The 14,016-nt window shown below is 60.1% G+C and carries 10 protein-coding genes; 6 read left to right on the forward strand and 4 right to left on the reverse strand.

Annotated features, from left to right (window positions below; all coding sequences use genetic code 11):
* Positions 1-3: 3 nt before the first annotated feature.
* Positions 4-1,473 carry an MFS transporter gene (locus tag ACIQAL_RS27115; RefSeq protein WP_401150815.1) on the forward strand — a complete coding sequence of 490 codons (1,470 nt, stop codon included), beginning with the start codon at positions 4-6 and terminating at the stop codon, positions 1,471-1,473.
* Positions 1,474-1,815: 342 nt separating this feature from the next.
* Positions 1,816-2,403, forward strand: a complete 588-nt coding sequence (locus ACIQAL_RS27120) for a LysE family translocator (RefSeq protein WP_401150818.1) — start codon at positions 1,816-1,818, stop codon at positions 2,401-2,403.
* Here the strand turns inward: ACIQAL_RS27120 and ACIQAL_RS27125 are convergent, their stop codons facing one another.
* Together ACIQAL_RS27125 and ACIQAL_RS27130 are read right to left on the reverse strand one after the other, a co-directional pair.
* On the reverse strand, positions 2,404-3,228 hold the full coding sequence (locus tag ACIQAL_RS27125; RefSeq protein WP_401150820.1) for an AraC family transcriptional regulator: 825 nt from the start codon (positions 3,226-3,228) through the stop codon (positions 2,404-2,406).
* Positions 3,229-3,234: 6 nt separating this feature from the next.
* Positions 3,235-4,878: a phosphoethanolamine transferase gene (locus ACIQAL_RS27130; protein WP_401150822.1), complete on the reverse strand. Its 1,644-nt coding sequence runs from the start codon at positions 4,876-4,878 to the stop codon at positions 3,235-3,237.
* A gap of 289 nt (positions 4,879-5,167) precedes the next feature.
* On the opposite strand from ACIQAL_RS27130, the gene ACIQAL_RS27135 reads away from it, so the two are divergent.
* On the forward strand, positions 5,168-5,779 hold the full coding sequence (locus tag ACIQAL_RS27135) for a glutathione S-transferase N-terminal domain-containing protein (RefSeq protein WP_401150825.1): 612 nt from the start codon (positions 5,168-5,170) through the stop codon (positions 5,777-5,779).
* 120 nt (positions 5,780-5,899) lie between these two features.
* Here ACIQAL_RS27135 and ACIQAL_RS27140 read toward each other — a convergent pair whose 3' ends face one another.
* Positions 5,900-7,828 (reverse strand): transglycosylase SLT domain-containing protein, encoded by a 1,929-nt coding sequence (locus ACIQAL_RS27140; RefSeq protein WP_401150828.1) that lies wholly within the window; start codon positions 7,826-7,828, stop codon positions 5,900-5,902.
* Positions 7,829-8,270: 442 nt separating this feature from the next.
* Here ACIQAL_RS27140 and ACIQAL_RS27145 point away from each other — a divergent pair, with 442 nt between their 5' ends.
* Positions 8,271-10,190 (forward strand): ATP-binding cassette domain-containing protein, encoded by a 1,920-nt coding sequence (locus ACIQAL_RS27145; protein WP_401150831.1) that lies wholly within the window; start codon positions 8,271-8,273, stop codon positions 10,188-10,190.
* 112 nt (positions 10,191-10,302) lie between these two features.
* Here the strand turns inward: ACIQAL_RS27145 and ACIQAL_RS27150 are convergent, their stop codons facing one another.
* A complete protein-coding gene (locus ACIQAL_RS27150) occupies positions 10,303-10,746 on the reverse strand; it encodes a universal stress protein (protein ID WP_166597305.1) in 444 nt (147 codons plus the stop codon).
* A gap of 110 nt (positions 10,747-10,856) precedes the next feature.
* Between ACIQAL_RS27150 and ACIQAL_RS27155 the strand changes: the two genes are divergently transcribed.
* Together ACIQAL_RS27155 and fadB are read left to right on the forward strand one after the other, a co-directional pair.
* A complete protein-coding gene (locus ACIQAL_RS27155; protein ID WP_401150833.1) occupies positions 10,857-11,294 on the forward strand; it encodes a hypothetical protein in 438 nt (145 codons plus the stop codon).
* A gap of 574 nt (positions 11,295-11,868) precedes the next feature.
* Positions 11,869-14,016 (forward strand): fatty acid oxidation complex subunit alpha FadB, encoded by a 2,148-nt coding sequence (fadB, locus tag ACIQAL_RS27160; RefSeq protein WP_401150836.1) that lies wholly within the window; start codon positions 11,869-11,871, stop codon positions 14,014-14,016.

The following is a 14,016-nucleotide window of genomic DNA, read 5'->3' on the forward strand; positions in this document are numbered from 1 at the left end:
ACCATGACCGTCGCGAGCGTCGATTCAGCAGCGGAGCAGGCCAAGGGCAGGGTGTTTGAAACCGATCTCCCGTCGCGTCTGGACCGCTTGCCGTGGGGCGGTTTTCATACGTTGCTGGTGTTTGCTCTCGGCATCACCTGGCTGCTCGACGGTCTTGAAGTCACGCTGGCGGGGTCGGTATCAGGGGCGCTGAAAGAGAGCCCGGTGCTGCGCCTGACCAACGCCGACATTGGGTTGGCGGGTGGCGCCTACATCTGCGGCGCCGTCCTGGGGGCGCTGTTTTTTGGCTGGCTGACCGACCGCCTTGGGCGACGCAAGCTGTTCTTCATCACCCTGGCCCTCTACATCTGTGCCACCGCCGCCACGGCGTTTTCGTTCAGCCTGTGGAGCTTCATGCTGTTCCGGTTCCTGACCGGCATGGGCATCGGTGGCGAATACACGGCGATCAATTCGACCATTCAGGAATTCACCCCGGCCCGGTTTCGAGGCTGGGTTGATCTGACCATCAACGGCACGTTCTGGATCGGCGCGGCGCTGGGGGCGGGCGGCTCGATCATTTTGCTGGACCCTGGCTGGATCGGTGGCGATCTGGGCTGGCGTTTGTGCTTCGGCATCGGTGCGTTGCTGGGGCTGGTGATTTTGCTGATGCGCCTGTGGCTGCCGGAAAGCCCTCGCTGGTTGCTGATCCATGGGCAGGCCGAAGAAGCAAAGGCCATCGTCGAAGGCATCGAAGCGCGCTTTCGTGAGCAGGGTCATGACTTACCTGAGCCGGAGGGTAAAAAACTGCGCCTGCACGCACGGGACCACACCCCCTTGCGGGAAATCTTTGACACGCTGTTCAATGTTTATCGCCAGCGAGCGCTGGTCGGCCTGACGCTGCTGACGGCTCAGGCGTTTTTCTACAACGCGATTTTCTTTACCTATGCGTTGGTGCTCACCGAGTTTTACCAGGTGCCGTCAGCGTCAATTGGCTGGTACGTGTTGCCGCTGGCGCTGGGGAATTTCTGCGGGCCGTTGCTGCTCGGAAGGCTGTTTGACGTGGTGGGGCGGCGGGTGATGATCAGCTTGACGTATGCGGTGTCGGCCGTGCTGCTGAGCATCAGCGGCTACCTGTTCGAACAAGGCGTATTCAGCGTCACCCAGCAAGCCATTGCTTGGATGATCATCTTTTTCTTTGCCTCGGCAGCGGCCAGTTCGGCTTATCTGACCGTGGCCGAAACCTTCCCTCTGGAAATTCGTGCGCTGGCGATCGCCGTGTTCTATGCGTTCGGCACCGCGCTGGGCGGGATCGTCGGGCCGACGCTGTTTGGCGAGTTGATCGACAGCCATGAGCGGGGGCCGGTATTCATCGGTTACCTGATCGGCGCCGCGTTGATGTTGTTGGCGGCGGCGGTACAGGCGATCTGGGGCGTGGCGTCCGAGCGCAAATCATTGGAAGACGTCGCCAGACCGTTGTCGCAGGCGAGTGATTGAGCCGAGTCTACAAGGTGCGATCTTGCTCAATTGCCTGAACACTGCGATCCCGCTTCTGCCGAAGGCGTAGGAGCTCTGCTTGCAAGCGATCTGGCGCGAAGCGGCAGCAAAACCAGACGACGACGTTGTGTCAGGGAGATCGCGTGCAGAGCATTTACTGCCGCTGCGCGGTCGGGCGCGACCCCGGCAGATCGTCGGCAAGCCAGACTCCTACGGCCTCCGGCCAGCATCAACAGCAAACCAGCGTGCGCCTCGGAATTAGACTGGTCAGTTTTCTTCAATACCGCCCCCAACCCCACCCGTTACTGTCTGCGCTCATTCATTGAACGGAGAAGGGCGGTAATGAACCTGATGATTTCCATGGCGGCGTTCGCCCTTGCGGCGTCAATTTCTCCTGGGCCCGTGAACGTGGTGGCGCTGAGTTCCGGGGCCCAGTTCGGTTTGGGGGCGAGTCTGCGGCATGTGCTGGGTGCAACGGTGGGCTTTGTCGTGCTGTTGATTTTCACCGGGTTTGGCCTGCACGAAATGCTTCGCCAATACCCGGTGCTCACTGACCTGATCCGTTGGGCCGGAATGGCGTTTCTGATCTACCTGGCCTGGAAGCTGGCGATGGACGATGGCCGCCTGAACCTCGACAAACCCACCCACGCGCCGTCGTTCTGGCACGGGGCTGCGATGCAATGGCTCAACCCCAAGGCCTGGCTCGCGGCAGTGGCGGGAATGGGGGCGTTCGTGGCGGACGGCGAGGCGCGGCTGATCGGGCTGTTTGCGCTGATCTACTTCGTGGTGTGCTACCTGTCGGTCGGCTGCTGGGCCTATGCCGGGGCTTTTTTCGGCCCTTGGCTGCGCAGCCCCCGACGCATTCGCCTGTTCAATCGCAGCATGTCGGCGCTGTTGGCCGGGTGCGCGGTGTCGCTGCTGTACGTATGATCACTGACGGTACTGACCCGGGGTCGCCGCCAGGTGTTTCTTGAACACCCGCTGAAAATGCGCCTGATCGGCAAAGCCGCTCTGCTGGGCGATATCGGCCAGGGTGTCACCCTGACGCAACTGCGCCTGGGCGTGCTGGACGCGGCGGTTGATCAGATAGGCGTGAGGCGTCATGTGGTAATGCTGCTCGAAGGCGCGAATCAGATAGGCCTCTGACAAATTCGCCGCCTGGCAGATTTCCTCCAGCCGGATCGCCCGAAGAAAGTGCTGATTGATGTACTGCGCCGCGCGCTCGACCTTCAGATTGGCCTTCTTCAGCGGCATATCAGTCCCGCCCAGCCGTTGCTGCATCAGCGTGAAAAACGCGACCGCCGCTTCGTGTTTCTCCAGCGAGTCCAGCGTCGGGTCGATCAAGGTCCGGTGCAGCTCCAGCAGCCCGGTGAACAGCACGGAATCGGCACTGGAAATGGCCGGTATCGCCCGAAACCCGTCAACGCCGCACGCCTGCTGCACCCGGCCCAACCACTGCGCATCGACGTAAAACATGATGTACGACCAAGGCTGGTCATCGATCGGATTACAGGCATGCACGTCGCCAGGGTTCATCAATACAACGGTGCCGGTGCTGATGGTCTGGCGGGTTTTTTCATGCAGGTACGTGCTCTGTCCGGAGGTGATCGCACCGATGGAAAACACGTCGTGGGAATGCCGGGAATAGCAGACCTTACGGCCATCGGCGATGGAACGGGCTTCGATGAAAGGCAGTTGCGCGTCCCGCCAGAACACCGGAGTCGCTGAGGGGCTGGCCGGGTTCTGGAGGGGCATGGCAGGTCATCCTTTGCTGTGTTTGCAGCTGTGGAATATATCCAGAGCCGGCTGGTATTCGGTGGTGTTGACGCCGAGCAAGCCTAGCACCGAATGAAACATGTAGTCATGGCTCAGGTCGGGCTGGTTCTGCTTGGCGGCGAGGCAGCTGCGATCGACGCCCGCGTCTTCCAGCGTGGCGTTGCCGAACCACATGACCATCGGTACATGGGTCTGCGCGCTCGGGGCGATGGCGTAAGGGGCGGCGTGCAGGTAGATGCCGTTTTCGCCCAGCGACTCGCCGTGGTCCGAGACGTAGATCATCGACGTGTCGACCTTGTCCTGATTGCGTTTGAGGAGCTCGATGGTCTGCGACAGGAAGTGGTCGGTGTAGAGAATCGTGTTGTCGTACACGTTCTTCAGCTCGTCCGACGTGCAACTGCCCAGTTGATTGGTGTGGCAGACCGGCGTGAAGCGCTCCAGGGATTTCGGGTAGCGGTCGTAGTATTCCGGGCCGTGGCTGCCGTCGGAATGCAGGACGATGATCGCGTTGTCCTCGAGCGAGTCGATGTACGCCTGCAAGCCCACCAGCAGCGATTCATCCAGGCAGTTCTGGCCGTCGCAGAAAGAGCTGGGCTGGTTTTTCGGAATGTCGCTGTGGGGCACGCGCAGACAGGTGCCTTTGCAATCGCTATTGTTGTCCAGCCACACCACCTTCAAACCCGCCCGTTGCAGCATGTCCAGCAGGCCCTCATAGGTCTTGCCTTTCTTGTCGCTGTAATCGCTGCGCGGGAATTTGGAAAACATGCACGGCACCGAGACCGCCGTGGACGTGCCGCAGGACGCCACCTGGGTGAAGTTGAGAATGTCCTGCTTCTTCAACTCCGGGTTGGTCTCGCGGGCGTAGCCGTTGAGCGAGAAATGGTCGGCGCGGGCGGTTTCGCCGACGACGAAAATCATCAGGCTTTTCTTCGGCCGTGCTTGCGCTTCGGGACTGAGGACCGAGTCGGTGCCCACGGTCTGAATCTTGACCGTTTCCTTGATCGCCACGGTTTGCTTGGTCAGCTTGCCAATGGCGTAGATGTAGTTGGTCGGGTTGATGAAATGGGTGAGCTTGTCTTCGTCACGGAAGATCGGGGCGTAGGTCGAGTAGAACGGCCCCACGGCGGCCGCGATGACCAGCACGCAGCCGATGCAGACCAGCACTTTGTTGATCAGCCCCGGCAACACGCGGCGGTACGTGACCGGGATCAGCCAGATCACGGCAATCGGCAACGCACCAAGCAGGCCCAGATACAGGAAGAGCCTGCCGCTGAGCAGCGCCTTGGCTTCGCCCGGGTTGGTTTCCAGGACGTTCTGCATCATCACCGTGTCGATGGTGATGCCGTAAGTGTTCATGAAATACGCGGCGGCCGCCGAACACATCGCCACCAGACTCAACACCGGCTTGAGCGTCGGCCGGAAGGAGAACGGCGTCAGCAGCAGCGTGATCGCCGCCCACAGGAAAAACGCGAAAGAAACATAAAACGCGACGACCTTAACCCCTTGCAGCTGCGTCAGACCGACCAGTGCGTGCCAGGTGGCGAGGTTGTAAAACACCACAAGACATAGGGAAAACAGCATGACCAGGCGGGTGGAGGTGACGACGGGCAGTTTTGAACGTATTTCCATATGACGAACGACTCGGAGCGGGTCTGGGGGTGCATTTCACGTCAAGCGATCCCTGCGACGTGCACGTCAGACAGGCCTGCCGAACAGGCAAGCGGGTTGATGGATAACGGGGATCGCGCGGAGTTTTTCAGAACGTTTGTGAAGACTTCGTGAATACAGCGTAGACGGCGTGTTACGGATTGAAATGTTTTCCCAGGCTGTACATTGCGGCCTTGAGCGCTTCAGCTAGCCTGCGAAGGATCGTTGTCGAAACCCGTCAATTGGCTTGCAGGCTTATAGGAGGCAGGGGATGAAGCTCATCGGAATGCTGGATTCGCCTTATGTGCGGCGGGTCGCGGTCAGCCTTAAACGAATGGGGATCGCGTTCGAGCATGAGTCGGTGTCGGTGTTTCAGGGCATGGCGCGTTTCAGCGAGATCAATCCGGTGATCAAGGCGCCGACGTTCGTCACCGATGATGGGCAGGTGTTGATGGAGTCGAGTCTGATTCTGGACTACGTGGAGTTTCTGCAGGGGCCGGGCAAGGGATTGATGCCCTTGACGCTGGCAGAGCGGACGCAAACGTTACGGCTGACGGGGCTGGCGTTGGTGGCCTATGAAAAGGCGGTGCAGATTCATTACGAACGTAATCTGCGGCCTGCGGAGCGTCAGCATGGGCCGTGGCTGGAGCGGGTGAGTGGGCAGTTGAAGACCGCTTGCGGTGAGCTTGAACGGGAACTGAAGGCGCGGCCGTTGAACGCGGGAATGGATATCGGGCAGGACGGGATCACTATCGCGGTGGGCTGGTCGTTCATTCAGCTGGTCGTAGGCGATCACGTCAGCGGCGAGGCGTTTCCGGTGCTGGCAGGGTTTAGTGCAGAAGCTGAAGCGCTGGAAATTTTTCGAACATTGCCGATGGTTTGAAACTGGTGCTCCGGCTCCGAGGGGGGCTTCGCCGATGCTGGAGGTCGCACGGGCCGTGACGCGATGGAGGGAGGATCAGTCACCGTTGAAACGACTGATCCCCCGCTCACACCCTATCCATCACAGGTCATCAAAAAACCGTTCATGCCAGTCCACCAGGGGCTGCGGTGCATTGAGTTTTTGACCGTAGATCACCGCATAGGACAGCACGTTCTGTACGTATTGGCGGGTTTCATCGAACGGAATGCTCTCGACCCACACGTCGAACGCCAAGTGATTCGCACCTTTCAGCCATTGCCGCACGCGGCCCGGACCAGCGTTATAGGCCGCCGATGCCAGCACCCGGTTACCATTGAACTGCCCATGTATCTGGCTCAGGTACGCCGCACCTAACTGAATGTTGGTGTCCGGGTCCAGTACCTGGGCGGGGGAGGCCAGCGGAATGCTGAACTTGCGCGCCGTCTCTTTCGCGGTGGCAGGCATGAGTTGCATCAGGCCACTGGCGCCAACGCCGGAGCGAGCATCGTCCATGAACGCGCTTTCCTGACGGGTGATCGCGAACACCCAACTGGCGTGCAGGCCCCGAACCTGCGCCTCACGCACGAGGGTGTCGCGGTGTGCCATCGGGAAGCGGATGTCCAGATCGTCCCAATACTGCGCCTGACTGATGGTGCGAATTGCCGGGAAGTACCAGCCCATGTCATACGCCAGCTTCGCCTGGGCGACCATTTCGTCGCGGCTGAAGTGACGCGTCACGTGATACCACTCACGGCGTCCGTTGACGACTTCCCCACGCTGGTAGAACTCCAGCGCACGGCGCACGCCCGCCGTATTGCGGACCTTATTCAGGGTTGCCTGCGTCAGCGGCAGCGGCTTGTTGTTCAGCATGTACGGCGTCTGGGTACGGTCTGCGGCAAGGAAGCCGTAGAAATCCCGCTCCTTCGCCACGGCTTTGTACATGGCGGGCAACAACGGACTGTTCGGCTGTGACAGCTCCAGCGAACGGGCCTGCCAGTAACGCCAGCGGTTGGTGGTCGCCAGGTCCTGCGGCAGACGACGGGTCAGCTCGTAGGCGTCATTCCAGCGGCCCAGACGCAGCAACAAGCGCAGGCGCCATTCGGTGACGGTGTCGTCACGCAGGTCCGGGTCGTACTTGGTCATTAGCGGGAGGGCGCGGTCGTCGTAGCTGCGGGCGAGGGTCAGGCCGATTTCCTTGGCGATCTGCACCTGTTCTTCGTGAGAAAAGTGCAGCATCGGCGAATAGCTGTCGAGCAATTCCATGGCCCGCTGCGGGTCCTGCTTCGCCAGTCGGCGCAGGCCCAGGCCAACCACGTCGGACATGGCCTCATCGGCAGGCATGAACTGACCCTGGTTGTTCACCATTTCCGGCTTCTGCGCCACGGCGATCAGCAAACGGCCCTGAGGAGCGAGAGTGGTCATGCTGTTGACCAACTGATTGGCCAATGAATAGTTACGGGTTTGCGCGGCCAGTTTGGCGCGCTGCCAGCGTTTCTGTTCGGTCAACTGGCCTTCGACGGCCCATTGGGTGAAGAATGTATCGCACGCTGTCGGGAGCGTCTTGCCGGTCATCCAGAGCTTTTCGGCGTTGGCGTAGCCTTCAGAGCGCATGTTGTGGCTGAGCTGGTAGGAGCCGTACAGGCAGTCCAGCTCGGTGAAATTGAGCTTGGGGTCGTAATATTTGACGAACGGTTGCCAGTCACCCCGCGAGGCGAGCAGTCGAAGCCAGCGCAGCTTCATGAAATTGGCCTGTGGCAGGTCGCCATGCTCGGCCAGGAATCGCTCGACCTCGTCGTTGCTCGCGGTGTTGAGGCGGGCCGTGAGTTCGTCATAGGCGAGGTACGGCTCAAGGGGATAGTCCGCCAGGGCCGCGCCGTACATGCGATACGGCCCGGCATCGCCCTTGGCCAGCGCGCGTTTGGCCTGATCGTAATATTGACGTTGGGTGGTGATATCGACCGCTTGGACGGACTGGGCGGCGGTGGCCGACAGAAGCAGGCAGGACAAAAGGCTGAACAAACGACTGCGCATGAGACTTCCGTGCAGATGAACCGTGAAAAGTGCCGCTAGCTTAGCCTGTTGCCTGCGTGGGTTGAAGCGCGAAGGTGTCAGGGGTGAGGGGATGGAAACAAATGGTTGTAGTTTAAGAGGTTCGCTTGGGAATCTTACTCTGATGCCCTTCGGGCCTGATCGCGAGCAAGCTCACTCCTACATTTTTTGCAACGCGCCGCATTCTGTTGGACCGCGTTGTGAGCCTTTGGTGTTCCAGATCAATATCCCGTTAACCCAAAGGCTCCCAACTCGGTCCATCAGGCCATGGCACGTTTAAGCAAATGTAGGAGTGAGCTTGCTCGCGATAGGCCCGGAGGGCATCAAAATAACGATTGAAAACCAATTCCCACCCCATCATCGAATCCCGCCCAATCCCCTCGCCATCTCAGGTAGAATGCGCCCCCGGTTTTTGGAGAAGCTCATGACCCTGCTCAAATTCAGCGATGTGTCCCTTGCGTTCGGCGCCATGCCGTTGTTGGACAAGGTGTCCTGGCAGATCGCCCGTGGAGAGCGGGTCTGCATCATTGGTCGCAATGGCACCGGCAAATCCAGCATGTTGAAGCTGGTCAAAGGCGTTCAACTGCCCGATGACGGCAGCGTCTGGCGTGCGCCGGGGCTGAAAATCGGCGAGTTGCCTCAGGAACTGCCCGTGGCCGACGGCCGCACCGTATTCGACGTCGTGGCGGAAGGCCTCGATGGCGTGGGCGCTCTGCTCGCCGAATACCACCACCTCAGCCAGAACATCGTCACCGCCGAAGACCTCGACAAGCTGATGCACGTGCAGTCGGACCTCGAAGCCCGTGACGGCTGGCGCCTGCAGCAACTGGTCGACAGCACACTCAGCCGCCTGCAACTGCCCGCCGACAAGACCCTCGCCGAACTCTCCGGTGGCTGGCGTCGTCGTGTGTTGCTCGCCCAGGCGTTGGTGTCCGAGCCCGATCTGCTGCTGCTCGACGAACCGACCAACCACCTGGACATCGGTGCGATTGCCTGGCTCGAAGAAGCGCTGAAGGAATTCCAGGGCGCCGTGCTGTTCATCACCCACGACCGTTCTTTCCTGCAAAACCTCGCCACCCGTATTCTGGAGCTGGACCGTGGTGGGCTGATCGACTGGCACGGCGACTACGCCAGCTTCCTTGTGCACAAGGAAGCCGCGCTGGCTGCCGAAGAGACCGCCAACGCGCTGTTCGACAAGCGCCTGGCTCAGGAAGAGGTGTGGATTCGTCAAGGCATCAAGGCCCGTCGTACCCGTAACGAAGGCCGTGTGCGTGCCTTGAAGGCCCTGCGCGTCGAGCGCAGCGAGCGTCGCGACCGCACCGGCAAGGCCAACATCCAGCTGGACACCGCCGAAAAATCCGGCAAGCAGGTCATGGTGCTGGACAACGTCAGCTTCGCCCACCCCGGTGGCCCGATGCTGATCAAGGATTTCTCCATGGTCCTGCAGCGTGAAGACCGCATTGGTCTGCTCGGCGCCAACGGCACCGGCAAGACCACGCTGCTCAAGCTGATGCTCGACAATCTCCAGCCCACCAGCGGTTCGGTGGATGTGGGGACGAACCTGGAAGTCGCTTACTTCGACCAGCTGCGTCACCAGCTCGACCTGGAAAAAACCGTGGTCGACAACGTTGCGGAAGGCCGTGACTTCATCGACATCGACGGCCAAAGCCGCCACGTCCTCAGCTACCTCGGCGATTTCCTGTTCAGCCCGCAGCGTGCGCGCACGCCGGTCAAGGCGCTGTCCGGGGGCGAGCGCGCGCGTTTGCTGCTGGCCAAGCTGTTCAGCAAACCCGCCAACCTGCTGGTGCTCGACGAACCGACCAACGACCTGGACGTCGAGACCCTCGAACTGCTGGAAGAAGTGCTGCTGACCTTCAAGGGCACCGTGCTGATGGTCAGTCACGATCGGGCATTCCTCGACAACGTGGTCACCAGCACGCTGGTCTTCGAAGGCGAGGGCAAGGTCCGCGAGTTCGTCGGTGGTTATCAGGACTGGCTGCGTCAGGGCGGTTCGCCGCGTCTCTTGGGCGTGACGGAAAGCAAGTCCGGCAAAGCCGACCTGAATTCCGCCATCGTCGAGCCGGTTGCAGCCCCTGCACCTGTGCAGGATGCCGCCCCCGCCGCGAAGAAAAAGCTCAGCTACAAACTGCAGCGTGAGCTGGAAGCGTTGCCGGGCGAGATCGACGCCAAAGAGCAGCAGATTGCGGCCGTTGAAGCCGAGATTGCCCATCCGGGCTTCTACCAGCGTCCTGCCCCTGAAACGGCCAAAGTGCTGGCGTCGCTGGAGCAACTGAACAAGGAACTGGACGGGTTGGTCGATCGCTGGGCCGAGCTTGACGAGTGAGCGCCGAGCTGGGCGAGTAAGCGCTTAGCAGGACGGGTAATCCCTCGGCAATCGGCAGCCACAAAAAAGCCCGACCCCTTCAACGGGCCGGGCTTTTGTTTGCGTCGCAGCATTACTCGGCGCGTTTGACCAGGCGGACCGCCAGTACGTCGCACGGCGCACCGTGCAGCACGTCATTGGCGGTTGAACCCAACAGTAGCGACAGGCCGTGACGGCCATGGCTGCCGACCACGATCAGGTCTACGTGATGTTCCTTGGCCAACTGGTGAATTTCCTGGCGCGGCTGGCCGTAGGTCAGATGACTGTCACCGGTTTTCACGTCAGGGTATTTCAACTTAAGTGCTTCAAGCTTTTCCTTGGCCTGATCGAATTGCTGTTGTTGCAGCTGCGAGAGGTCCATTGGCACATCGCCGCCAAAGGCCATGGCCATGGGTTCGACAATGTGCACCAGCGACAGCTTGGCGTTGGTCCCCAACGCCAGCTTGATAGCACGTTTGATAACGGGATCGCACTCTTCAGTGAGGTCCACGGCTACCAAAATATGTTCATAGGACATGGGATGTTCCTTCTGAGGTCTGCGATGGTATTGATTATGGCTCTTTTCACGCGCCTCATGGCACGCCTTCATGTTTTACCCGTCGCTCCCCGCGACAGGGGCATACACATATGACGGTGTGGATAGTGCTGTCAATCATTGCCGTCATATTAAGCCCTTTGGTATGGCTCAGACCATCGCGCTCCCAGAGCGGTCGCATGGCGATGCGGATGGAGGCACGGCGCATGGGGCTGGCCATGCAGCTGATCCCACAGGAATGGCCCCATTGGCTGCCTGTCGAGCCGCCGAGCCCGTGCGCGCAGTATCACCGACCTCGCGTAGCCCGCGAGCCGGATGTCTGGACGTACTGGCAGATGACCCCCGGTGAGTGGGTCAACCAATGGCGCGAGCCGTGTGAGGATGCCCGCTTGCAGGCGCACTTTCAGACGCTGCCCCCCGACGTGTACAAGGTCGAAGCCGGCAAGCAGTTGATCGCCCTGTATTGGGCCGAGCGCGGCGAAGCGGAAGTGTTGCAGCGCATTGCTGCAGTGCTGAAGGCCTTGGCGTAACAGCCGCCAGGCCAAATCGCAGGCATTAAAAAGCCCGATAACAACATCGGGCTGGGGGTTGGCCAGGCAGGCCGTAATTCGTGGTGCTTTGCGGTGCAATACCGCAGAAGACGTGCCGATTCGTTTCACGTCACTTCTGAAAAACGACCCGTCTTGATGCGCAGTGCGCTGAATGTAGACCTTCTTGGTGCGTTTGTCTGCGGTGGATCCCATTATTTTCCAGGATTTGCGTACCGGTCGTCGCTTCTCGCGTTTACTCCGCCAGCCTGTCCGTTGAACGCAATCATTACGCTGAATGCTGCCTTATCACTTGTGTCTTTTACCTGTGATTTGCCGGTTTTGTCCGCTGTCTGCTGAATTGACAATTGCTGGAATATGGCAGAAGGTAGGCGCACCCAAATCAAACGGGCGTATGAATTGAGCGTTTGCCGTAGGAATGCTCTGACAGACGCCCGAATCGTGTCGACGGGGTGCCTGGCGTTTGGTGTTCGCATTGACGGAAACGTCCTTGCCTGCCGCCGGATTTCAGCGTCTGACGCGTATTGTTCAGCTTCCATATCGTGGAGATCAGTTGATGATTTACGAAGGTAAAGCCATCACGGTTAAGGCTCTTGAAAGTGGCATCGTCGAACTGAAATTCGACCTCAAGGGTGAGTCCGTCAACAAGTTCAACCGCCTCACCCTCAATGACCTGCGCCAGGCCGTCGAGGCCATCAAGGCCGACGGGTCGGTCAAGGGCGTTATCGTCACCAGCGGCAAGGACGTGTTCATCGTCGGCGCCGACATCACCGAATTCGTCGACAACTTCAAGCTGCCGGACGCCGAACTGGTCGCCGGTAACCTTGAAGCGAACAAAATCTTCAGTGACTTCGAAGACCTCAACGTGCCGACCCTGGCTGCCATCAACGGCATCGCTTTGGGTGGCGGTCTGGAAATGTGCCTGGCGGCGGATTTCCGCGTCATGTCCACCACGGCCAAGATCGGTCTGCCAGAGGTCAAACTCGGCATTTACCCGGGTTTCGGCGGCACCGTGCGCCTGCCACGTTTGATTGGTGTCGATAACGCCGTCGAATGGATCGCCTCCGGCAAAGACAACCGCGCCGAAGATGCCCTGAAAGTGGGCGCCGTGGACGCGATCGTCGAGCCGGCCAAACTGCAGGAAGCCGCGCTGGACCTGATCAAGCGTGCCATTTCCGGCGAGTTCGACTTCAAGGCCAAGCGTCAGCCGAAGCTGGACAAGCTCAAGCTCAACGCCATCGAGCAAATGATGGCCTTCGAAACCGCCAAAGGTTTCGTGGCCGGTCAAGCGGGCCCTAACTACCCGGCCCCGGTCGAAGCCATCAAGACCATCCAGAAAGCCGCAAACTTCGGTCGCGACAAGGCGCTGGAAGTCGAAGCCACCGGTTTCGTGAAAATGGCCAAGACTTCGGCTGCCGAAAGTTTGATCGGTCTGTTCCTGAACGATCAGGAGCTGAAAAAGAAAGCCAAGATCTATGACGAAGTCGCCAAGGACGTGAAGCAGGCTGCCGTACTCGGCGCGGGCATCATGGGCGGCGGCATTGCCTACCAGTCGGCGCTGAAAGGCACGCCGATTCTGATGAAGGACATTCGTGAAGAGGCCATTCAACTGGGCCTGGACGAAGCGTCGAAGCTGCTGGGCAAGCGTGTCGAGAAAAACCGTCTGACCCCGGCGAAGATGGCCGAAGCGCTGAATGCGATTCGCCCGACGCTGTCCTACGGCGATTTCGGTCACGTCGACCTGGTCGTCGAAGCCGTCGTCGAGAACCCGAAAGTCAAACAGGCCGTACTGGCCGAAGTGGAAGCGCAGGTGGGTGAGAACACCATTCTGGCATCCAACACCTCGACCATTTCCATCAGCCTGCTGGCCAAGGCGCTCAAGCGTCCGGAAAACTTCGTTGGCATGCACTTCTTCAACCCGGTGCACATGATGCCGCTGGTGGAAGTGATTCGTGGCGAGAAGTCCAGTGAAGTCGCGGTCGCGACCACCGTGGCCTACGCCAAGAAAATGGGCAAAAACCCGATCGTGGTCAACGACTGCCCGGGCTTCCTGGTCAACCGCATCCTGTTCCCGTATTTCGGCGGTTTCGCCAAGCTGGTCAGTGCCGGTGTGGATTTCGTTCGCATCGATAAAGTCATGGAAAAATTCGGCTGGCCAATGGGCCCTGCCTACCTGATGGACGTGGTCGGCATCGACACCGGCCACCACGGGCGCGACGTCATGGCCGAAGGCTTCCCGGACCGCATGAAGGACGACCGCCGTTCTGCGGTGGACGCGTTGTACGAAGCCAATCGCCTGGGCCAGAAGAACGGCAAGGGCTTCTATGTCTACGAGACCGACAAGAAGGGCAAGCCGAAGAAAGTCGTCGACGCTTCCGTGCTGGAAGTGCTCAAGCCGGTGATTTACGAGCAGCGTGAAGTCACCGACGAGGACATCATCAACTGGATGATGATCCCGTTGTGCCTGGAAACCGTGCGCTGCCTGGAAGACGGCATCGTTGATACCGCCGCCGAAGCCGACATGGGCTTGATCTACGGCATCGGTTTCCCTCCGTTCCGTGGCGGTGCGCTGCGTTACATCGACTCGATCGGGGTCGCTGAATTCGTTGCCCTGGCGGACCAATACGCTGATCTGGGCGCTTTGTACCACCCCACTGCGAAGCTGCGTGAAATGGCCAAGACCGGTCAGCGCTTCTTCGGCTAA

The organism is Pseudomonas sp. NPDC088368, assembly GCF_044753445.1.
Taxonomy (GTDB): domain Bacteria; phylum Pseudomonadota; class Gammaproteobacteria; order Pseudomonadales; family Pseudomonadaceae; genus Aquipseudomonas; species Aquipseudomonas bambusae.